Source organism: Streptomyces sp. NPDC050625 (genome assembly GCF_040654755.1).
Taxonomy (GTDB): Bacteria; Actinomycetota; Actinomycetes; order Streptomycetales; family Streptomycetaceae; genus Streptomyces.
Genome location: NZ_JBFAIQ010000029.1, coordinates 69467 through 89904 on the forward strand (window position 1 = coordinate 69467; position 20438 = coordinate 89904).

19 protein-coding genes and 2 pseudogenes are annotated in these 20438 nt (G+C 69.0%); 10 read left to right on the forward strand and 11 right to left on the reverse strand.

Annotated features, from left to right (window positions below):
- Nucleotides 1-33 precede the first annotated feature (33 nt).
- Together AB0I54_RS38925 and AB0I54_RS38930 are read left to right on the forward strand one after the other, a co-directional pair.
- Nucleotides 34-723, forward strand: a pseudogene (locus AB0I54_RS38925) (transposase); the annotation flags it as partial.
- 108 nt (nucleotides 724-831) lie between these two features.
- Entirely contained in the window at nucleotides 832-1119 is a 288-nt protein-coding gene (locus AB0I54_RS38930; RefSeq protein ID WP_363301028.1) for a hypothetical protein, read from the forward strand.
- Nucleotides 1120-1154: 35 nt separating this feature from the next.
- Here the strand turns inward: AB0I54_RS38930 and AB0I54_RS38935 are convergent, their stop codons facing one another.
- Nucleotides 1155-2915 carry an MOSC and FAD-binding oxidoreductase domain-containing protein gene (locus tag AB0I54_RS38935; protein ID WP_363301029.1) on the reverse strand — a complete coding sequence of 587 codons (1761 nt, stop codon included), beginning with the start codon at nucleotides 2913-2915 and terminating at the stop codon, nucleotides 1155-1157.
- A 258-nt stretch (nucleotides 2916-3173) separates the two neighbouring features.
- On the opposite strand from AB0I54_RS38935, the gene AB0I54_RS38940 reads away from it, so the two are divergent.
- The 3 genes from AB0I54_RS38940 to AB0I54_RS38950 all read left to right on the forward strand — a co-directional run bounded on the left by AB0I54_RS38940 (nucleotide 3174) and on the right by AB0I54_RS38950 (nucleotide 5502).
- Entirely contained in the window at nucleotides 3174-3605 is a 432-nt protein-coding gene (locus tag AB0I54_RS38940; protein WP_363301030.1) for a VOC family protein, read from the forward strand.
- Nucleotides 3606-3730: 125 nt separating this feature from the next.
- A complete protein-coding gene (locus AB0I54_RS38945) occupies nucleotides 3731-4657 on the forward strand; it encodes a LysR family transcriptional regulator (RefSeq protein ID WP_363301031.1) in 927 nt (308 codons plus the stop codon).
- A 167-nt stretch (nucleotides 4658-4824) separates the two neighbouring features.
- A complete protein-coding gene (locus AB0I54_RS38950) occupies nucleotides 4825-5502 on the forward strand; it encodes a TMEM175 family protein (protein WP_363301032.1) in 678 nt (225 codons plus the stop codon).
- Nucleotides 5503-5514: 12 nt separating this feature from the next.
- On the opposite strand, the gene AB0I54_RS38955 is transcribed toward AB0I54_RS38950, so the two are convergent.
- Entirely contained in the window at nucleotides 5515-6030 is a 516-nt protein-coding gene (locus AB0I54_RS38955; RefSeq protein ID WP_363301033.1) for a CGNR zinc finger domain-containing protein, read from the reverse strand.
- A gap of 152 nt (nucleotides 6031-6182) precedes the next feature.
- On the opposite strand from AB0I54_RS38955, the gene AB0I54_RS38960 reads away from it, so the two are divergent.
- The 4 genes from AB0I54_RS38960 (at nucleotide 6183) to AB0I54_RS38975 (ending at nucleotide 10861) form a co-directional block, all read left to right on the forward strand.
- Nucleotides 6183-8375, forward strand: a complete 2193-nt coding sequence (locus AB0I54_RS38960; RefSeq protein ID WP_363301034.1) for a Na+/H+ antiporter NhaA — start codon at nucleotides 6183-6185, stop codon at nucleotides 8373-8375.
- Between the two features lie 197 nt (nucleotides 8376-8572).
- A complete protein-coding gene (locus AB0I54_RS38965) occupies nucleotides 8573-9442 on the forward strand; it encodes an alpha/beta hydrolase (RefSeq protein WP_363301035.1) in 870 nt (289 codons plus the stop codon).
- 71 nt (nucleotides 9443-9513) lie between these two features.
- Nucleotides 9514-9936, forward strand: coding sequence for an ATP-binding protein (locus tag AB0I54_RS38970; RefSeq protein WP_363301036.1), 423 nt, complete (start codon nucleotides 9514-9516; stop codon nucleotides 9934-9936).
- 64 nt (nucleotides 9937-10000) lie between these two features.
- Nucleotides 10001-10861 (forward strand): DUF427 domain-containing protein, encoded by an 861-nt coding sequence (locus AB0I54_RS38975; protein WP_363301037.1) that lies wholly within the window; start codon nucleotides 10001-10003, stop codon nucleotides 10859-10861.
- Between the two features lie 201 nt (nucleotides 10862-11062).
- Here the strand turns inward: AB0I54_RS38975 and AB0I54_RS38980 are convergent, their stop codons facing one another.
- The 9 genes and pseudogenes from AB0I54_RS38980 to AB0I54_RS39020 form a co-directional block, all read right to left on the reverse strand.
- The gene (locus AB0I54_RS38980; RefSeq protein ID WP_363301052.1) at nucleotides 11063-11356 is read right to left on the reverse strand and encodes a hypothetical protein; all 294 of its coding nucleotides are present in this window, start codon (nucleotides 11354-11356) and stop codon (nucleotides 11063-11065) included.
- Between the two features lie 140 nt (nucleotides 11357-11496).
- Nucleotides 11497-11793 (reverse strand): annotated as a pseudogene (locus AB0I54_RS38985) (NAD-dependent epimerase); the annotation flags it as partial.
- Nucleotides 11794-12522: 729 nt separating this feature from the next.
- Nucleotides 12523-13449 (reverse strand): hypothetical protein, encoded by a 927-nt coding sequence (locus tag AB0I54_RS38990; protein ID WP_363301038.1) that lies wholly within the window; start codon nucleotides 13447-13449, stop codon nucleotides 12523-12525.
- 21 nt (nucleotides 13450-13470) lie between these two features.
- Nucleotides 13471-13605 carry a hypothetical protein gene (locus AB0I54_RS38995; RefSeq protein WP_363301039.1) on the reverse strand — a complete coding sequence of 45 codons (135 nt, stop codon included), beginning with the start codon at nucleotides 13603-13605 and terminating at the stop codon, nucleotides 13471-13473.
- A 148-nt stretch (nucleotides 13606-13753) separates the two neighbouring features.
- Entirely contained in the window at nucleotides 13754-14785 is a 1032-nt protein-coding gene (locus AB0I54_RS39000; protein ID WP_363301040.1) for an ABC transporter permease, read from the reverse strand.
- Nucleotides 14782-15744, reverse strand: a complete 963-nt coding sequence (locus AB0I54_RS39005) for an ABC transporter permease (protein ID WP_363301041.1) — start codon at nucleotides 15742-15744, stop codon at nucleotides 14782-14784. The genes AB0I54_RS39000 and AB0I54_RS39005 overlap by 4 nt, the downstream gene beginning before the upstream one ends.
- The gene (locus AB0I54_RS39010; protein WP_363301042.1) at nucleotides 15737-17254 is read right to left on the reverse strand and encodes a sugar ABC transporter ATP-binding protein; all 1518 of its coding nucleotides are present in this window, start codon (nucleotides 17252-17254) and stop codon (nucleotides 15737-15739) included. Before AB0I54_RS39010 ends, AB0I54_RS39005 begins: the two co-directional genes overlap by 8 nt.
- Before the next feature lies 1 nt (nucleotide 17255).
- Nucleotides 17256-18353 carry an ABC transporter substrate-binding protein gene (locus AB0I54_RS39015; RefSeq protein WP_363301043.1) on the reverse strand — a complete coding sequence of 366 codons (1098 nt, stop codon included), beginning with the start codon at nucleotides 18351-18353 and terminating at the stop codon, nucleotides 17256-17258.
- A 145-nt stretch (nucleotides 18354-18498) separates the two neighbouring features.
- Nucleotides 18499-19512 carry a LacI family DNA-binding transcriptional regulator gene (locus AB0I54_RS39020; protein WP_363301044.1) on the reverse strand — a complete coding sequence of 338 codons (1014 nt, stop codon included), beginning with the start codon at nucleotides 19510-19512 and terminating at the stop codon, nucleotides 18499-18501.
- A 158-nt stretch (nucleotides 19513-19670) separates the two neighbouring features.
- Between AB0I54_RS39020 and AB0I54_RS39025 the strand changes: the two genes are divergently transcribed.
- The coding region (locus AB0I54_RS39025; RefSeq protein WP_363301046.1) for a PA14 domain-containing protein at nucleotides 19671-20438 on the forward strand (768 nt) is incomplete at its 3' end.

A 20438-nucleotide genomic window follows, 5' to 3' on the forward strand; every position in this document is an offset into this window, starting at 1 on the left:
AGCACCATGCCGACCCTCGAAAACCAAGCCCGCCTGCTCGACCAGGGCGTCGGTTTGCTCGAATGCGCCCGCCGCCTCCAACTGGCCCTGAAAACCGTCAAACGCTACGCCCGCGCAGACCGGCCCGAACGCATGCTCCGCGTCCCCAAGTACCGCGCCAGCCTTGTCGACCCCTACCGCGAACACCTGCGCAAACGCGGCGCAGAGGACCCCGGCGTCCCCGTCAAGTACCTCTTCGAAGAGATCAAAACCCTCGGCTTCACAGGCTGCCTGAACCTCCTGCACAAGTACATCAGCCAGGGCCGCGCGGACGCCGACCGCAGCCACATCTCCCCGCGCAGGCTCGCCCGGATGCTGCTGACCAGGCCCGACAACCTCAAGGCCGAGCAACACAAGCTTCTGGACAAGCTCACCACCGCCTGCCCCGAGATGACCCAACTGGCCACCGACATCAGGGACTTCGCCCCGCTCCTTACGCCGCACGCCGACAATGCCGACGCGCTCACGTGCTGGATCGCCCAAGTCCGAGCAGCCGACCTGCCTCATCTACATGCCTTCACCCGGGGCCTGGACCGGGACATCGACGCCGTGATCGCCGGGCTCACGCTTGCGTACTGCAACGGTCCCACCGAGGGCGTCAACACCAAGACCAAACGGATCGCACGCCAGATGCACGGACGAGCAGGCTTCACCCTGCTTCGCCACCGCATCCTTCCCGGATAACGGCACGCTCCGTCACCACCGAAAGCGAGACAGGGCCCGGGCAACTATGAGTCTGCGGGTAAGAGTCCGTCGGGCCGCACCCGCCCTGGCGATCCATGGCTCAAGGGCGTGCTGGGCCAGGCCGCGATCTCCGCCTGCCGGACCAAGGGCACCTACCTCGCCGCCCGCTACCGACGCCTGGTCGGACGGCGCGGCCGTCGGCGGGCGCTGGTCGCTCTGCAGCACTCCATCCTGATCTCGATCTGGCACATGTTCACCCGCGACATCGAGTACACCGACCTCGGCGGTGAGTACTTCCTCGAACGCACCGGCAAGGCCCGCGCCACCCGCCGCCTCGTCAGCCAGCTCAACCGCCTCGGCTACCAGGTCAACCTCCAGCCCGTCGAGACCACATGAACGCTCCTGGCCTGCACAGACGGGGGATTTTCGTATCAGAGGTCGAGGACGACTTCGCTGGTGGGTTGGCTGCAGCAGACGAGGATGGTGCCGGGCTCGGGGAGTTGGAGGGGTGGGGTGGTGTAGGTGGTGTCGCCTGCCACGAGGTGGGTGACGCAGGTGTGGCAGACGCCTGTGCGGCAGGACCAGCGGGTGGGGATGTCGCAGGCTTCGGCGAGGTCGAGGAGTGACGCGTGGGCGGGTGACCACGGGGTGGTGATGCCGCTGCGGGCGAAGGTGATGAGCGGGCCGGTGCCCGGTGGACCGGGTGGTTGGTGCGGCCGGATGGCGGCAGTGGCTGTGACGCCCGGGTTGATGGCTGGCAGGGCGCTGAACTGCTCCGTATGGATCCGCCCAAGAGGCAGGCCGTGCTCGCGCAGGAAGCCGCCGAGGTCGTCCATGAAGGCGGACGGTCCGCAGAGATAGGCGTCGGCCTCGGTCGGGATGCCCATGGCCGCGAGTGATGGGGCGGTCGGACGGCCCTGGGTGATGTGCGGCTCGTCGGGATGTGGGGCTTCGGAGGTGTAGTAGATGTGCTCGTGGGCGTTGGGGAGTTGCGCCAGGAGTGCCTGGGTCTCGTCCGCGAAGGCGTGGTGGGCGCGGTCGTGGGCGGTGTGGATCCACCAGACGGGGCGTGGGTCTCGTGTGTCGGCGAGTCGGTGGAGCATGGCAAGCACGGGAGTGGCGCCGATCCCCGCGGAGATGAGGACGATCGGGCGGGTGTCTCCTTCGAGTACGAACGTTCCGCGGGGGCTGGCGATGTCCACGAGGTCCCCGCGGTGGAGCGTGGCATGGATGTAGCTGCTGACTTTCCCGTGGGGCTCGTGCTTGACGCTGATGCGGTAGGTGGTGGCCGTGGGCGCGGAGGACAGGGAGTAGCTGCGCACTGCGGGGGCGGCATCGCCGACGGTGAGGCGGATGGAGAGGTACTGGCCGGGTCGGGCCTCGGGCAGGGATGTGCCGTCGGTGGTGTCGAGGTAGATCGACGATACATCGGGGGTCTCGGGGACGATGCGGGCGACGCGCATGGCCTTGAAGCCCGGCCATCCTGGCACTTCCTTGGGCTGCTGGGTGCTGGCGCGTTCGCCGGGCCATCCCGGTTCCTGTTTGGGCTGCTGGGCGGCGGCGAGTTCGTGGAAGGACTGTTGCCATCCTGGGCTGAGGGCGGGGATGTTCAGAGCTTTGCACAACTTCGCGGGATCGCGGTCGGGGAGGTACAGCAGTGCGTCGGTGTCGGCGACGCTGAGTTCTTCGGGGCCCTTGCGGATGAGAGTGATCTCGTCGCCGGCCTGTACGTGTCCATCGGTGAGGACGCGCAGGTAGAAGCCGGGGCGGTGGTGGGCGACCAGCAGGGCGGCCATGGTGGGTTCGCCCAGGCGCAGGCCGACGCGGTAGCAGGTGACGCGGGGCTGGGTGACTTCGAATTCGGCTTCGCCGATGCGGTACCGGTCGCCGATGCACACCTCGTCGTCGGGCAGGCCGTCGACGGTGAAGTTCTCCCCGAACATCCCGTAGGTCAGGTCGTCGCGGCCCAGTTGCTTTTGCCAGTACTGGTAGGACTGCAGCTGGTAGACGAGGACGGCACGTATTTCGCCGCCGTGCCCGGCCAGATCTCCTTGGCCGTCTCCATCGATGTTCAGCCGCCGCACCATCCGGGGGCCGTGCACGGGGGACTTCCAGGCTCCGGTGTGGACGGTCCTGCCCTGCCAGGAGACGTCCTTGGGCATTCCTACGTTGACGGACAGCAGCGTCGCCATTGCGGACCTCCTGCGGGATGGCCGACCGGGGACAGCCCCTCATGGCGCTGTGATCTGTGCGCTCGGGCCGATCCTAGTTCGTTCGCCGGGGCCGCCGCGATTCCGTGATCATGAATCGTTCGGTGCGTTCGCTGAGATTCTTCGAACGGTGGGACCGGCGCGGAAGGCCATGCGCATTCGTTTTTCCTCGGTGGATCATTCATTTCGCGCATGCCTGCAAGGTGGCGGGGCTGTGCCGCGCTGCACCACACTGATCACATGGAGTACAAGTTCGAGGTCGTCATCCTGCCCGTGAGCGATGTCGACCGCTCTTTGGCCTTCTACACCGAGCGTCTGGGTTTCAACCTCGACGTGGACTACGGACCCAGCCCCGATTTCCGTGTCGTGCAGCTGACGCCTTCGGGCTCCGCGTGCTCGGTGCAGATCGGGGTCGGTCTCACCGACGCAGAGCCCGGCTCGGTCAAGGGCCTGTACCTGGTGGTCCCCGATCTTGAAGCGGCGCGGGCCGAGCTGGCCGGTCGCGGCGTCGACGTCGGGGAGATCCGGCACAAGGCGCCTCTCGACACCTGGCAGGGCGGCTTCGAGCCCGGCGTCGACCCGAAGCGCCGCGACTACGCGAGCTTCGTCGAGTTCACCGACCCCGACGGCAACGCGTGGACGCTGCAGGAGCGCGGTTTTCGTCCCTCGTGAGGTGAGGTCGCCGCTTCCGGCTTCCTGACTTTGCTGTACGTTTCCGGGCCTGTGCCCGCTCATTCCGGCTCGGCGGTCCGGCCGTACGGCGGGGTGCACCCGTAGCCGATCACTAGGAATCACGCATGGCCACTTTGCGGGCGCTGGAGTGCCTGGTGGCGTTGGTCGACGAGGGTTCGGTGACCAAAGCCGCAGGTGTACTGCACATGTCGCAGCCGGCGCTGTCTCATCAGATCGCGGCGCTGGAGAGGGAGCTGGGCACCCCGGTGGTGGAGCGGCTCACGCGGGGCATCCGGGTCACGGTTGCCGGGCGGGCCGTTGCCGAGGAAGCCCGCGTGGCCTTGGCGGCCGCCTCGCGCGCGGTCCAGGTGGGGCGGCGCGTGGGGGAAGGGGTGGGTGGCCGTTTGCGGATCGCGTGCGCGGAGACGATGACGGCCTGGCTGCTCGTGCCGGTGCTGCGGCGCTGGCGTACGCACTGGCCTGAGGTGCGGCTGGACCTCATGGAGTTCACCAGCGCGGACCGCATGATCGAGTATCTGATGGGCGACGGCACGGACCTGGTGGTGGGGCCGGAACCGACGGCCACCTCCGCGCACGTCGACGTGCTGGGCCGCGAGGAAATGGTGGTCGTCGCCTCGCCCGGACACCCGTTCGCGGACCGGGCGTCCGTCGCGGTGGAGGAACTGGCCGGTGAACCCTTCGTGCACTACGACCCGGAGAACGGCATGGGCGTGTGGATCGACCAGTTCGTCGCTACCCGGCAGACCGATCTGACCGTCGTCCTGCGGACCCGCAGCCCGCGGACCGCCGCCCAGCTTGCGGGGGCCGGCATGGGAGTGACCATCGTGCCGGTGTCCGCGCTGGCGGGACGGCCCTCGGCCCTGGTACGCCGTCTGGAACCACGGGTGCACCGCGATATTCTCGCCGTCACGATGGTTCCCTCCGACGCGCTCGTCCGAAGGTTCATCGCCGACCTGCGGCGGCGGGGACTGCCCAAGGTGAACACCGCAACAGGTGACCGGCCGGGCGATCGTCCTGCCGCGAAGGAGTGAGCCCCGCCGCCGGTCAGCGCCTGAGAACAACCCGTCCACGCGCCTCCCGACCGTGAACCGGTGCGTCCTGGCGTGCCCGGCTGCCACACCGGCAGTGCTCCCTGCACCGCTGGAGAAGTTCCACCCGGTTGCTCGCGAAGTAGCGTCCGGTGCCCGAGGCTGGGGCGATGACAGAGCCTGTTCAGGAGCCAGGAGAGTCAACGCCGTTCGGCGAGGAGCGCGATCCTGCCCGGGTGGTCGCCTTCAGCGATGCCGTCATCGCCATCGCCATCACACTGCTCGTCCTGGAGATCCGCCCGCCGCACGACACTCGCGACCTGCTGCACGGCCTCGCCACGCTCTGGCCGTCCTACCTGGCCTACGCCGTCACCTTTATGCTGATCGGGCAGGTGTGGGCCAACCATCACATCATGTTCGACCACATCCGCAGCGCCGACCGGGTGGTGCTGTTCCTCAACACCGTGCTGCTGATGGACATCGCGTTCCTGCCCTTCGCCGCCTCCGTTCTGGCCGAAGCATTCCGCGACGGACACGGGCAGCGCACCGCCGTCGTCTTGCATGGCGTCGCGTTCGAACTCGCGGCCGTTCTGTTCAACGTCATCTGGTGGCACGCTCGCCATGATCGCCGGCTGCTCGCCACCACCATCGATGCGGCCGGCGTGACGGCGATCAGCCGGCGCTTTCAGCTCGCCCTTGTCTGGCTCGGCACCGGGACCCTGCTCGGCGCCCTGCTTCCCGTACTCGGCGTGGCCGTGATCTCCGCCTTCATCCTGTACTACTGGCTGCCCATCGCTGGCGAGATCGCCAAGGCGAGGCGTCGGCGTGACCGCAGGGATCAGACATGACCGCCGATGGTGTTACCCGGCGGCGCCGTCGCGGGTGCGCTGGTAGTGGCGCCGTGCCTTCATTCGGTTGCCGCAGACGGCCATCGAGCACCAGCGTGCCTTGTTGGTCTTGCTGCGGTCGATGAGGAAGAGCCGGCACTCCGGGTTGGCGCAGGGCCGCAGCCGGCCGGGCATCGTCTCCAGCAGTGCGCTCCAGGCCAGGACGGCCTCCACTGCCATCCGGCGTTCCGCGGGGGCCTCCAGTTCCCACGACACTCCCGCAGACGAGAGGTGAGGACGGGAGGTGACGTCTTTCAGGAGCGGGGCCAGCGTCGGGGCGGGCAGGCTGCCGCGCACCACGCCCTGCAGGCCATCACGCGCCTGCAGGAGGTGTCGGTGCTCTTCTGTGCTGCCGCTGCCGCCGTGGGCCTGCTGCCAGGACTTGGCCGCTTCCGGATCTGCCAGATGGTCTTGGACGACGCCGTTGACGACCGGCGTGGAGTTGAGGAGCTCCAGCAGTGCGTCCTGCTGTTCTCGGCCGCTCACCATTGCCGCCTCCTAACCAGATCGATTCGCTTGACAGGTTACACGACCACGGTCAATCTAACTAGGTAAATAAGTTTGATCGGTTAGTTTCATGCCTCGCTGAGCAGCTGCACCAGCCGGACGGGCAGCAGCGGCGGCAGGAAGGACAGGGACTCGTGATCGCGTGCCAGGACGTCACCGACGCCCCCGACAAGCAGCACGAACGGCTGCGCCTGGCGGCGGGCACCGACCAGGCGGCCGCCAGGTCAGCCGACCGCGTCCCGGCGACACGTACGACGCTTGCCACCGAACGCGTCAAGGCCCTGCTGGCCGCTGAAGCAGGCGGTGCCGTGGCCTTGGTGGCCGCCCTCCTGGCTGCTCTGATCTGGTCCAATGCGTTCCCCGGCGCCTACGAGGCAGCGTGGGAGGCCCGGCTGAGCCTGGGTCTGGGCAGCGGCCGACTGGGCCTGGATCTGCGCACCTGGATCGACAGCGGCCTGATGACCCTCTTCTTCCTGCTGGTGGGTCTGGAGGCACGGTCGGAACTTGACCTGGGTGAGCTGCGGGAACGCCACCGTCTTCTGCTGCCCGTGGGAGCCGGGGTGGTGGCGATGGCCGTGCCGGTCGGGATCTACCTCGCGGTCAACCACGCCGGCCCCACCGCCCACGGCTGGGGAGTGGCCATGTCCACCGACAGCGCTCTGGCGCTCGGCGTCTTCAGCGTCATGTCCCGCCGACTGCCGGCCAGGATCCGGACGTTCTTGCTCACGCTGTTTGTCGTCGACGACCTGGTCGCCCTCGTGGTGATCGCCGGCTTTTACAGCCACCGCCTCCGGCTGCTGCCCCTGGCCGTTGCCGCCGGTGCCTTCGCGGCCATCCTCGCTGGCCGCGCACTGCGCCCGCTCCGCCGGGGCGCCGTCGTTGTCGCTCTGGGCGCCACCATGTGGGCCGGATTGATGGGCAGCGGCGTCGACCCGGTCGTCGTCGGCCTGGCGATTGGTTTGGTCACCTCCGCCTACGCGCCGACGCGCAGCGACCTGGAGCGGGCCACCGGGCTGGTGCGGCTGTTCCGTGAGCAGCCCAGTCCCCGTCGCGCCCGCTCCGCCACGGCGGGGTTGGTCTCCACATTGTCGGAGAACGCGCGGCTGCAGCACCGCTTCCATCCCTGGACGACCTATGTGATCGTCCCGCTGTTCGCCCTGGCCAACGCAGGCGTCACGGTTGACGCCGGGCTGCTGGGGGGTGCTGTCACCGCACCCGTCACCGTGGGCATCTTCCTCGCCTACGTCGTCGGAAAGCCCGTCTCGGTCGTCGTCACCTCCTGGGCCGTGGGGCGTCTCAGTGGCGGTCGGCTGAGGCCGCCCGTCGGCTGGGCCGCCATCGTCGGCAGCGGCGCCCTCGCCGGTATCGGCTTCACGGTCTCCCTGCTCATCGCGAACCTCGCCTTCACCGGCAGGTCACTGCAGGAGGCCAAGGTAGGCATCCTGGCGGCGGTCGTGGCATCCAGCGTGCTCGGCTGGGCGGTCTACCGCTTCACCGCGCTCCTGCCCCGTGCGGCCCGTCGCCGCGCCCTGCTCGGGGCGGAGCCGCCGCTCTCCGACCTGGTCGGCAGTGTCGACCCTGCCCTGGATCACATCCGGGGGCCACAGGACGCGGCGGTCACCGTCGTCGAGTACGGCGACTACGAGTGCCCGTACTGCAGCGACGCCGACCCCGTCACCCGCGACCTGCTGCTCTCACGCCCCGACGTGCGCTACGTGTGGCGCCACCTGCCGCTGAGCGATATCCACCCGCACGCACGTCTGGCGGCGGAGGCCGCGGAAGCCGCAGCGGCGCAAGGAGCCTTCTGGCCCATGCACACCCTTCTGCTCAAGCGCCAGAACCGGCTGGAGATGAGCGACCTGCTCGGCTACGCCGCGGAGTTCGGTCTGGACGTACGCATGTTCTGTGAGGATCTGCGCCGCCGGGTCCACGCCGGCCGGGTCGAGCGTGACATAGCCTCGGCCGACGCAAGCGGGGTCTCCGGGACACCCACCTTTTTCTTCAACGGTCAGCGCCATCACGGTGCTCACAACCTCGGCGCACTCACGCAGGCCCTGGAGGCGGCGCGCGAGGCAGCCGAGCATGCCCGCTCAGGGCCGGTGCCCAGGGAACAGCTCTGCGTCCTGCGTATGGCAGCACGCCGGTACCGGACCCGTGTGCCGCGTGAGCTCACCGGGCCGGGCCGCTCGGGTCGCCGCACTGCTGCCCGCGCGGGTACCAGGCCGGTGCCCGAGCATCTCGGGCCGGTCGGCCACGAGAGCCCGCAGAACCGGGCCGACGCGCCTCTGCTGCAGCGCGAGCCGGACAGGCGGTCATCTGCCGCCTGAGTGGACGCCAGGCGGGCGGCTGCGCTGGCTGATGCCCTTTCACGAGCGGAGTCTTAGGGCAGGCCGACGTCGGGCCGCCTGGGCGCAGCGTAGTCCCCGACCACAATGAAATCTAACCTATTAAATCGTCTTGACAGGTTAGATCGGGTGTGCTCGACTGAATGTAACCGCCGAAACTCGATAGAAGGGTTAGTGAGATGGCCTCCGCAGTCCACCACCGCACCGCCACCGTCAACGGTCTCGAGGTCTTCTACCGGGAGGCCGGCAATCCGAAGGCACCCGCCGTGGTTCTCCTCCATGGCTTCCCGACCAGCTCGCACATGTTCCGCCACCTGATCCCGGCGCTCGCCGACCGGTACCACGTGATCGCCCCCGATCACATCGGGTTCGGCCAGTCCGCGATGCCGAGCCTCGAGGACTTCCCGTACACCTTCGCCGCCCTCACCGAGGTCACCTCCCGCCTGCTCCAGCAGTTGGGTATCGAGCGGTTCGCGATGTATGTGCAGGACTACGGAGCCCCCATCGGCTGGCGGCTCGCGCTCCAGGCCCCGGACCGCATCACGGCGATCATCACTCAGAACGGCAACGCCTACGAAGAGGGCTTCGTCAAGCCCTTCTGGGACGGCGTCTTCGCCTACGCCAAGGCCCCGGGACCGGACACCGAAGCTCCCATGCGCGGCGCTCTGACGGCCGAGATCACCCGTTGGCAGTACATCAACGGAGTCGCCGACCCCAGCCTTGTCAGCCCTGACAACTGGGTGCACGACCAGGCGCTGCTGGACCGGCCCGGCAATGACGAGATCCAGCTCAAGCTGTTCCGCGACTACCCCACCAACGTGGACCTCTACGGGCAGGTCCACCAGTACTTCCGCGACTCCCAGGTTCCGCTGCTGGCGGTCTGGGGAGCCAACGACGAGATCTTCGGCCCCGCTGGCGCGGAGGCGTTCTGCCAGGACCTGCCCGATGCCGAGATCCACCTGCTCGAGTCCGGGCACTTCGCCCTGGAAAGCCACCTCGAGACCATCACCGAGTACATCCGCGACTTCCTCGCCCGCGTCCTCGCCTGACGCGCAGGGCGTCGATGCGGCTGCGGCGGCCGCGGTCACCCCCTTCCGCCGCAGCCGACAAAGGACCCGCCATGCGACACCTCGCCCAACACGCCTTCAGCGCCACTCCGCAGACTGTGAGCACTGCTCGCGACTTCGCGATGCGGGCCCTCGACACCTGGGGCGGGTGCCGACGCCGCGACGACATCCGGGCCTGCGTCTCGGAACTGGCCGGCAACGCCGTCCAGCACGGCAGCCCGGATGGCCGCGACTACCTGCTCCGCCTTGTCCGGCACCCGCACTGCCTGCACGTCGAGGTCCACGACAGCGCCCGCCACTCCCGGGTCCGCATCCCGTACGCCTCACTGAGCGGGGAATCCGGGCGAGGCATGCGCATCGTCCAGGAGCTCTGCGACGACTGGGGAGTCCGTGACCTGACCGGCGAGGGCAAGGCCCTCTGGACCTGCTTCCGCCGCCCCGAGGCCCGCACCTCCCGCTGCTCCTGCACACCCTGACCGTCAACAAAACAACCAGCCCGGGGTGCGGCCACCGGCACCCCGCAACCGGAAGGAACCCGTCATGGGACTGTCCTGGCAGCAAGGCCCTCTCTCCGCCGGCGCGATCGGGCACTTCCTCACCCCTGAACCCCTGCCCGAGCGTCTCCTGTTCGCCGAGCGGTTGCGCCGGCGCATGCGCGCGAAGTTCAACGACATCTGGATCGCTGACAGCGAGAACGTCATCCTGCTGCACGAGCCGGGCCGCTACCCCGTCGCCTACTTCCCCCGCGAGGACATCGACGACAAGGCCCTGGTTGCCAGCGGCAAGGTCACTCACCACAAGGACCTCGGCGACACCGCCTGGTACGCGGTGCACACCGGCGACCGCAGCACCGAACGCGCCGCCTGGGAGTTCACTGCGCTGCCGGAGCACGCCACCGAACTCCAGGACCGCATCGCCTTCGCCTGGCGCGCCATGGACGCCTTCTACGAAGAAGACGAACGCATCCTCGGCCACGCCGCGGACCCCTACCACCGCATCGACATCCGCAACACCTCCCGCCTCCTGGAAGTCCGCCTCGGCGACACCGTGGTGGCCCGCTCCGAACACCCCGTCGTGCTCTACGAATCCGGCTTCGCCCCGCGCTGGTACGTTCCCCGCTCCGACATCGACGAGACCCAGCTGCACGCCGTCGAAGGCCAGACCTTCTGTCCCTACAAGGGCCTGTGTGACTACTACGACATCGGCGACGTGCACCGCGCCGCATGGTCGTACCGCAACGCCTACCAGGAGGTCGACCGGATCGGCGACCTGGTGTCCTTCGAAGCGGACAAGGTAGAGGTCTATCTCGACGGCAAGCGCCTGCACCTCGAGCCCGGGCAGACAGTCGTCCCCCACGGCGTCGACCGCGGCCTGGACGTCGACGAGGTCAAGGCCCACTGACCCCCACGAGCGCCTCCGGCCGACGCGCGGAAGACGGGCGTCGTCGTCCGTACCGCCCGCATCGCCCGACACCTGGCCCAGCCGGAGTACCACGGGCCACAGCTCCCGACGACGCTGCGGGAGCAGATCGAGGAGTACAACCGGGTCTCACCGCCACATCGGGTCGGTCCGCACGTAGGTCTCCTCGCGATCGAGGCTTGATCACAAGGAGGTGAGGATCTTCGCCTCCTTCTCCGGGGCGATCCCGTGCTCTGCCCACCGCGGGTGGTCCACGGGACGCCCGTCTGAAGCGAGCCAGGCCCACGTGTCCTTGATGGTCTCAGCAAGGGGCCGGCAGCGGAGCCCGGCGGCCACCGCTCGGCTGGAGTCGACCGACCACACGCCCGCGTGCGTCCGCCACAGCGGCAGCTCGGTCCACTGGCGCACGCCCTGCTCGCCCAGGACGGCCGGCTCCACCCATACCGGCTTCCCGGCCCCGCCGGTAACGGCAGGCACTCGGCGACGAAGTCAGCGAAGCTGATTCCCTGCGGGTGGGTGACGTTGAAGCCGCCCCTCGTCTCGCTCGCCGCCTGGTCCAGGGCGAACGCGGCCACGTCGCGGACGTCGACCGGCTGGATAAGCTGATTGCCCGGCGCCGGGATGAGGATACGGCCGCCGCACTTGGCTCGAGTCAGCCACCAGGGTAGTCGGCCAACGTACTCGCCGGGGCCCAGGATGACGCCCGGCCGCAGGAAGACCGCCCCTTCGCCGAAAACCTCGGATACGGCGCGCTCCCCGCCGGCCTTCTGGAAGCCGTACCTCGTGGGGCTCCCGTCCTCGCCCGTGTACCCGAACGTGCTGTCCGCGTCCGCCGGACAATCCAGTAGCGCGGAGTCGTCCGTGAGGGGCTCGTTCGGCCACCCTTGGTACACGGACACGGTGGAGATATGCACCCAGCGCCGGGCCGCTTCTCGGAGAGCCTTTGTGGCCGGCAGGACCTCGCGGGGCGGGAAGTCCGAGCTGGACGTGTCAATGACCGTGTCCCAAGACCCCTGCTGGGCAAGGCGTTTCAGTCACCGAGATCCGTACGGTCCCCGTGGATCGGCTGCACGCCGTCAACGTCGCGTCCGGGGCGCCCACGGTTGAAGGTGGTGACGTCCCACCCCCGTTTCAGCGCGTACTCCGTAATTGCCTTGCCCAGGAACCACGTTCGCCGATGACGAGATCCTCATGCGCCGATCCTGCCTTGTCCCTGGACAGGAACGACAGAGGCGGCCGGGTCAGGTGATGGGCTGGCGCAAGGAACGGAGTCGGTCGGCGAGCTGGTACGAATCCATCTGCAGCGTGCGAATGTCGTGCAGCAGGTCTCGCCGGACCTCGGACTTCGTGTTCGTCGGGGCTCTCCTTCATCGAGGCCTGGAACAACTACCTTTGGCCGACCCTCATCCTGTCCAAGAAGCCCGACTCGCTCATCCAGATCGGCGTCCGTTCCTTCCTCGGGGAGGCAGGTGACGACTGGGGCGCGATGATGGCCGCCGCGGGCCTGGCCTGCATTCCGATCTTCCTGATCTACATCTTCCTGCAGCGCTACATCGTGGACGCCTTCGTCCGCTCCGGCCTGCGCTGACCCCTACCTGCGATCTCACCGACGTGTGCTTCAGGGCAATACGGGCCGCAGCATGTCAAAGGTGCTGAGGATGTGAGACTCCAACGCGACGCGGCCGAAGTCTGCGTCCTCCGAGCACCGCGCTGCGCGCCATCGGCAGGAGGCTCGACGGGACGAAGGCCTCGACCGCCACCGCTCTCAGGAAGCGTGCGGCACTCTCGGGCGGTTCAACTTCTCGGTCGGGTCCGGCTGTCTGAGGAACAACCCGCTCACCCTCATCGCCACCGGCGCCGTGCTGTGGCCGGCCACTGCACTGCTCACCGCGGTGCTCACCCCTCACCGATCCCGCCAGGAGGGCGTCCTCGGTCTCGCAACTGGTGCTGAACCGGCACCCGTTGACCGTGTTCTGCGCGCGGGAGGGGGAGTGGCTGCCGGAGGTCAGGAGGGCGAGGCTGTCGATGTCGATGTCGATGTCGATGTCGATGTCGATGTCGACGTTGCCGAGGTCGGCGGCGGTGCGGTGCAGCCGGACGGAGTGGGGGCCGGCGCCGAGCGTCAGCGGCAGGCGGGCCACGCCCCAGGTTCCAGTCGGACGTCGCGGGAAGCGTGAACGTCTTGTCGGCGCCGCCGTCCACGCTGAGGCTGAGGGTGCGCGCCTCGTGGTGGCCGTCGCTGCCGACGGCGTTGGCGTAGCGCACGGCAAGGTCGTAGGTACCGGCACCGGTGAATTCACGTCAGCGGCCAGGGAGTTGTTGTCCACCTCGAAGCCGGCGAGGAAGCCCTTGCCGGTGGATCCGCTGTGATCGGAGGCCAGGCCGGGGCCGTCGTACTGCTGGTCCTCGGCCTCGCACAGGGCGTCGACGGCGCAGACGTCGTGCTGCCAGGGCGCCGCGAGTACAGGCGTCTGCCCTGCCTTGAAGGATGTGGTCAGGTTGTCGGCGTCGAAGGGGCCGGAGCCGACCCGGTAGCGCAGGGTCATGGCGCTGGTGGTGATGGTCAGCACGCCGTCGTCGACGAACGAGGTCTAGGGGGGCGGTGTGAAGGAGCTCCGGCCGATCGCGTTGAAGGTGGCCCGGTCCTCGAAGTGGCCGTCGCCGGCGTACTCGGTGCGGATCAGGGTGGGTGACAGGACCTCGAACCGGGCGTCCTGCACCGTCACCGTCACCGTCACCGTCGCGGTGCGGGCTTGTGGTGCGCGGTGCCCGCTGTGGCTACGCCCGCTGTGACCAGGCACAGACCCACCACGGCACCGGCCGCGACGACAGCCGGTGCGCGCAGCGTGCGGCGGGATCTCGACGAGCAAGGTTTCACAGCACTCTCCGCCTCCGGCCCAGCCACGTCTGGGCGACGACCACCACGGCCAGAAAGGCACCGCTGACGACCTGCTGGTATGCGGAGTCGAGCGAGCCGATCTGGTTGATCACGTTCTGGATGACCTTGAGCAGCATCACGCCGACGAGCGAGCCGCTGATGAATCCGAAGCCGCCGCTGAGCAGGGTGCCGCCGATGACCACGGCCGAGATCGCCTCCAGCTCCATGCCGGAGCCGAGGATGGTCACGCCGGACACCAGCCAGGCCGCGTTGAGGGCGCCGGCGAGCCCGGCGCACAGGCCCGACAGCGTGTAGACGGAGATCTTCGTACGGGCCACGGGGGCGCCCATGAGGGCTCCCGCGTCCTCGTTGCCGCCGACGGCGTAGACGTACTGCCCGAATCGGGTCCGGCGTAGCACGACGGCGCCGAGCACGAACAGTGCCACGGTGATCCACACGGGCACGCCGATGCCGAGCAGAGAGCCCTGCCCGAGGGTGGCGAAGAAGGAGTCCTTGTCGACGAGGTACGTCTTGGAGCCCTCGTCGGTGATGGCCAGCAGGATGCCGCGGGCGCCCAGCATTGCTGCGAGGGTGACGATGAACGGCGCCAGCCGGACGCGGGCGATCAGCAGTCCGTTGACCAGGCCGATCAGTCCGCACACGGCGAGCGGCAGCAGGAGCGCGACCGCGGTGCCGTACTGTGAGCCCCAGGCGGCGAGGACGCCGCCGAGGGCGAACAGGGAGCCGACCGACAGGTCGATGCCGCCGGTGACGATCACGAAGGTCATGCCGAGGGCGACGATCGCGAGGAACGCCGAGGACAGCGCCATGTTCTCGAGGTTGTCGCCGGTCAGGAAGGTGTCGAAGCTCAGCGACGCCACGGCCATGGCGATCACGAGGGTGACCAGGGCGCCGTGCTGCTGGGCGAGCGCGCTCAGCCGCTCGGAGCGGTTCATGCGCCCGGGGTCGTTGTCCTTGGCGCTCACGGTGTCGGCCGGTGTGCCGGCCTCTTCGGTGTGCGTGGTCATCTCCTGCCTCGTTCCCGGGCCGCGTAGACGGCGAGGACGATCACCACGGCCTGGGCGATCTGGGTCCACGACGGCGGCAGATCGTGCTTGATGAGCGTGGTGGTGAGCAGCTGGATGAGGACGGCGCCGGCGACGGTGCCACCGATGCGCACCCGGCCGCCGCTGAGCGGGGTGCCGCCGACGACCACGGCGGTGATCGCGGACAGTTCCATCAGAGTGCCGAGGGAGGTGGGGTCGCTCGCGGTGAGGCGGGCGGTGGCGAGGACGCCGGCGATGGCGGCGAGGGCGCCGGAGCAGACGTAGACGACGACCAGGACTCGGCGGACGGGGAGTCCGGCGAGGCGGGCGGCCGGGCGGCTGTCGCCGATGGCCAGGACCTGGCGTCCGAAGGTGGTGCGGCGCATCACGAAGGCGACGAGCAGGGCGAGGGCGGCGGCGATGAGGACCAGGTAGGGCACACCGAGGACGTCGCCGGAGCCGAGCGAGGCGAGGCCGGGGTCGCGAACGTCCTTGAGCTGGGGCAGGAGGACGAGGGCCAGTCCGCGTCCGGCGACCATCAGGGCGAGGGTGGCGACGATGGGCTGGACGCCGACGAAGGCGATGAGCGCGCCGTTGGCGACGCCGACGACGACGCCTCCGACGACCGCGCTGAGGGCGGCGATCCAGGGGCCGTAGCCGAGGTAGAGCGAGAGCAGGGAGGTGGACAGGGCCATCACCGAGCCGACCGACAGGTCGACGCCCTCGGTGCCGATCGCCAGTGCCATGCCGAGGGCGACGATGAGGACGGGGGCGACCTGGACGGCCTGGGTGCGGAAGTTGGCCGCGGAGGCGAAGTGCGGGGTGAAGGCGAAGTTGAACAGCAGCAGCACCAGGACGCCGGCGTAGACGCCGTAGTCCTGGAGCAGGCGCAGCAGCCGGTCGCGGTCCAACGAGCCGCGTGCGAAGGTGAGTTCAGCCATCCTTGCCTCCAGCGGGTACGGCCGCGATGGCGCGCATCAGCTCGTCCTCGGTGACGGCGTCGCCGGTGAGTTCGCGGACGACGGCGCCGTCCTTGAGGACCACCACTCGGTCGCTGCCCTCGATCAGCTCCTCGGTGTCGGAGGAGATCAGCAGCACGGCGAGGCCGTCGTCGGCGAGTTCGTCGATGAGGGCCTGCACCTCCGCCTTGGCGCCGACGTCGATGCCGCGGGTCGGCTCGTCCAGCAGCAGCACCTTGGGGTGCACGGCGAGCCAGCGGGCCAGCAGCACCTTCTGCTGGTTGCCGCCGGAGAGTTCGCCGACCTTCTGGTGGGGTCCGGCTGCCTTGATGCGCAGCCGCTTCATGAACGTCTCCACGATCTTGTCGACGCGGGTGTCGTCGACGAGGCCGAAGCGGGAGAGCGCGGGCAGTGCGGCGAGGGCGATGTTCTCGCGCACCGACAGTCCGGGCACGATGCCCTCGGCCTTGCGGTCCTCGGGCAGCAGGCTGATGCCGGCGCGGATGGCGGCGGCGGTCGAGCCCGCCCGCACCGGGACGCCGGCGACGACGATCCGGCCGGCGCCGGTGGGCAGCGCCCCGGCGATGGCCTTGGCGGTCTCGCTGCGGCCCGAGCCGAGCAGCCCGCCGAGGCCCACGACCTCGCCGGGCCGGACCGCGACGGACACGTCCTGCAGTCGGTGACTGACCGTCAGCCCCTCGGCGCGCAGCACCGGTGCGGCGGCGGTGTCGTGCGAGCCGGAGAACTTGGTCATGCCCTCGACGCGGACCTCGCCGATCTCGCGGCCGAGCATCATGGCCACCAGTCGCAGCCGGTCGAGGCCGGCGAGCGGTCCGGTGTGCACCACGCGTCCGTCGCGCAGGACGGTGACGGTGTCGCAGATCTCGTAGAGCTCGTCCATGCGGTGGCTGACGTAGATGACCGCGACGCCGCGCTCGCGCAGCATGCGGATCACGCCGAACAGGGTCTGGACCTCTCGGGGTTCGAGGGAGGAGGTCGGCTCGTCCATGATGACGACGCGGGCGTCGACGGCGACGGCGCGGGCGAGGGCGACCATCTGCTGGGCGCCGACGCCGAGTTCGCGCAGCGGGCGGCGTACGTCGACGCGGATGCCGAGCCCGCGCAGGGCCTCGTCGGCCTCGCGGTGCATGCGCCGGAAGTCGATCAGGCCGAGGCGGCCGAGGGGTTCGCGGCCGAGGTAGAGGTTGCGGGCCACGCTCATCAGCGGGACGAGGTTGACCTCCTGGTAGATGGTGGAGATGCCGGCCTGCTGGGCCTGCAGGGGGGTGGCGAAGCGGACCGGTTCGCCGTCGTACGTCACTTCGCCGGCGTCGGGCCGGTAGACGCCGGTGAGCAGTTTGATGAGCGTCGACTTGCCCGCGCCGTTCTCGCCGACGAGAGCGTGCACCTGCCCGGCGCGCGCGGTGAAGTCCACGTCGGACAGCGCGCGCACGCCGGGGAAGGTCTTGGACAGGTGGGTGACCGAGAGCACGTCAGTAGGCCTTGGCGAGGTCCGACTGAGCGTTGCTCTTGGCGTAGGAGCTGTCCTTGATAACGATGTCCTGGCCCACCTTGTCGCCTTTGGTGAAGGTGTCGAGGGTCTGGAAGGCGAGCGGCCCGAAGCGCGGGTTGGACTCGATCACGCCGTAGATCCAGCCGTCGACGATGCCCTGGACGGCGTTGCGGGTGCCGTCGATGGTCACGATCTTGACGGCTCCGGGCTTCTTGCCGGCGCCCTTGAGGGCGTTGACGGCGCCGAGGCCCATCTCGTCGTTCTCGGCGTAGATGCCGGTGATGCCGGGCCTGGACTGGATGAGGTTCTCGGTGACCGACTGGCCCTTCTCGCGGGCGAATTCACCGGTCTGCTTGAACACGATCTTCAGGCCGGGGGCCTTCTCCTTGATGCGGTCCTCGAAGCCCTTGGTGCGCTCGGTGGTGACGTTGTTGCCGGCCGCGCCGAGCAGGATGGCGATCTCGCCCTTGCCGCCGGTGGCTTCGATCATCGAGTCGGCGGCCCGCTTGCCCTGTTCGACGAAGTCGGAGCCGATGAAGCTCACATAGTCCTTGCAGGCCGCCGCGTTGATCTTGCGGTCGATAGTCACGATCGGGATGTGCTTGGCGGCCGCGGTGCGCACCACCGGCTCCCAGCCGTCGGAGTTGAGCGGGGCGATCACCAGCAGGTTCGCGCCCTTGGCGATGAGGTCCTGGACGTCGCTGATCTGCTTGGAGAACTGCGACTGGGCGTTGGCGGTGAGCAGCTTCACGCCCCGCTTCTGGGCCTCGGCCTTGATGGAGGCGGTCTCCGCGATCCGGAAGGGGTTGGCTTCCTTCTCGGACTGGGAGAAGCCGACGGTGACGCTCTTGAGGTCGAGCTTCTGGCCGCCGTAGGCGTCGATGGTGCAGGTCGGCCCCGAGCCGGTGCCGGGCGAGGCGACCACCTGGCCGGCGTCGTCCTGCTTCGAGGCGGAGCTCCTCTTGTCCGAGTCGTCCTCGGACTTGGTGCATCCGGTCGCGAGGGCGAGGCTCGTCACGAGGCCGACGGCGAGGAGGGTTCGTGCGGAGGTGCGACGGACAAGTGCGGTGGGCTTCATGGGTGTCCCCAAACGGCGCGGGCCCCGGGAGGTGAGAGCGCTCTCGGGGAGGCTGGCTCTTGCGATCAACTCGGCGTGCACGTCGTTCAGGGGAGGTTTTTACATCGTTGGAAGAGTCGTGTAAAGCCTTCCGTCCGAAATCTCGTCACCTCCGGCCGAGGGTGCTCTCCCGCTCAACAAGCCTGAACTGTGCGGCCAGTTCACGTCCGCCGGGCTCCTCACGGCCCGACAGGCTGCGCAGAAGCGAGCCGACGGCCATCTTCGCGATGGCCTGCTTGTCCGGCGACACGGTGGTCAGAGTGACGGCGCCGAAACGCCCCTCGGCGATGTCGTCGAAACCCACCACGGCCACGTCCCAGGGCACCCGGAGACCGCGCTCGTGCAGCACCCGCATCGCCCCGATCGCGATCAGGTCGTTGAAGGCGAACACGGCATCCGGGCGCACGCCGGCGTCCAGTAGCTCGGCCATCGCCCGCGCCCCGTCGTCCCGGTCCCAGCCGCCGACCGGCACCACCAGGCTGTCCGCCGCGGGCACCCCGGCCGCCGTCAACTCCTCGCGCCAGCCGTCCAGTCGCAGGTGGGCGGGCCGGTTCACGGAGTCGGTGCGCACGCCGAGGTAGGCGATCCGGGTCCGGCCGCGGCCGAGCAGATGACGCACCGCGCACCGCGCCGCGGCCACGTTGTCGATCGCGATGTGGTCGAAGGGCAGGTCGTACTCGCGCTCGCCGAGCAGCACCAGCGGCACGTCGTCGGAGCGGCCCTGCAGATCCTCGGCCTCCAGCGCCAGCGGGCTGAGGATCAGCCCGTCGATCACCCGGCCGCGAAAACCCTGGCTGACCAGGATCTCCTGCTCACGCTCGCCGCGCGTGTGGTCGAGCAGGACGGTGAACTCGTGCTCGGCGGCGGCGTCGATCACGGCGCCGGCCAGCTCGGCGAAGTAGGGGTTGCCCAGTTCGGGAACGGCCAGCGCGATGATTCCCGTACGACCCTTGCGCAGATGACGCGCGGTCAGGTTCGGCCGGTAGCCGAGCTCTTCGATGACCGCCTGCACCCGGGCCCGCATCGCCGGGGTGACGTGCGGATAGTTGTTCACAACGTTGGACACGGTCTTGATCGAAACGCCCGCGCGTTCCGCCACGTCCTTCAGGCTGACCCGCAAGGGATCTCCTCAGCATCGATGGGTGCCCCGGCCACGAGGCTTTGTCATGCCCCCTGGACAGAGGCCGGGAGCCGTGCTCTCATGCCAACTGCCGTTCCTTCCAACGTTGTACAGACTGAAGCAACGAGCCGCCACCCTTCCTCAGCCAAGGAGGATTCGTGCGCATCAGCCCCGTCCATAGACCCGTCCGTCAACGCCTCGCCCTGCTGCTCGCCGTGGTACTGGGCTTCGCCGGCCTCGCCGCGGTGCCCGCCGCGAGCGCGACCGACGATCCCGTGGAGGTCCACGGCCTGAAGGGCGAGTACTACACCCAGTCCGCCCCGGGCGCCTTCGATTTCGACCAGCTCAAAGCCACCGGATTCGACCCGAACCTCGACTTCGACACCCTGGAGCCGCGCCTGAACTTCGCCACCGGCCGGTCGGACGACGTCAGCGTCCGCTGGACCGGCAAGATCGTTCCGGAGGAGACCGGATCCACCACGTTCTCGATCATCGGTGACAACGGCTTCCGGCTGTGGGTCGACGGAAAGCTGGTCATCGACCACTGGGTCGACGACTGGGACCGCGAACAGACTGGCGCACCGGTCGAGTTGACCGCGGGCAAGGCGTACGACATCAAGGTCGAGTACTTCGAGCACTACGGAGGCTCCAACCTCCATCTGCGCTGGACCCCGCCCGGCGGCACCAAGACCGCCGTCCCGCAGTCCGCGTTCCGCCTCCCCGACGGATGGGCCTACGACGGCGCCATCTCCACCAACGTCCTCGCGAACGGCCGCACCCTCAAGCTGGACTTCGCGCAGCCGCTCGGCGCACCCCCGGCCGGCCTCAGCAGCCACTTCGACGCCGTGATCGGCGGCGCCACCTGGCCCCTGGGCGACGCGAAACTGGACCCCGCCGACCCGCGGACCCTGCTGGTCGTGCTGAAG

Bases quoted from the DNA above. Each gene is read 5' to 3' on its own strand.
- AB0I54_RS38935 (WP_363301029.1), bottom strand. From the start codon at position 2,915: ATGGCGACGCTGCTGTCCGTCAACGTAGGAATGCCCAAGGACGTCTCC.
- AB0I54_RS38940 (WP_363301030.1), top strand. From the start codon at position 3,174: ATGGAGTACAAGTTCGAGGTCGTCATCCTGCCCGTGAGCGATGTCGAC.
- AB0I54_RS38945 (WP_363301031.1), top strand. From the start codon at position 3,731: ATGGCCACTTTGCGGGCGCTGGAGTGCCTGGTGGCGTTGGTCGACGAG.
- AB0I54_RS38950 (WP_363301032.1), top strand. From the start codon at position 4,825: ATGACAGAGCCTGTTCAGGAGCCAGGAGAGTCAACGCCGTTCGGCGAG.
- AB0I54_RS38955 (WP_363301033.1), bottom strand. From the start codon at position 6,030: ATGGTGAGCGGCCGAGAACAGCAGGACGCACTGCTGGAGCTCCTCAAC.
- AB0I54_RS38965 (WP_363301035.1), top strand. From the start codon at position 8,573: ATGGCCTCCGCAGTCCACCACCGCACCGCCACCGTCAACGGTCTCGAG.
- AB0I54_RS38970 (WP_363301036.1), top strand. From the start codon at position 9,514: ATGCGACACCTCGCCCAACACGCCTTCAGCGCCACTCCGCAGACTGTG.
- AB0I54_RS38975 (WP_363301037.1), top strand. From the start codon at position 10,001: ATGGGACTGTCCTGGCAGCAAGGCCCTCTCTCCGCCGGCGCGATCGGG.
- AB0I54_RS39000 (WP_363301040.1), bottom strand. From the start codon at position 14,785: ATGACCACGCACACCGAAGAGGCCGGCACACCGGCCGACACCGTGAGC.
- AB0I54_RS39005 (WP_363301041.1), bottom strand. From the start codon at position 15,744: ATGGCTGAACTCACCTTCGCACGCGGCTCGTTGGACCGCGACCGGCTG.
- AB0I54_RS39015 (WP_363301043.1), bottom strand. From the start codon at position 18,353: ATGAAGCCCACCGCACTTGTCCGTCGCACCTCCGCACGAACCCTCCTC.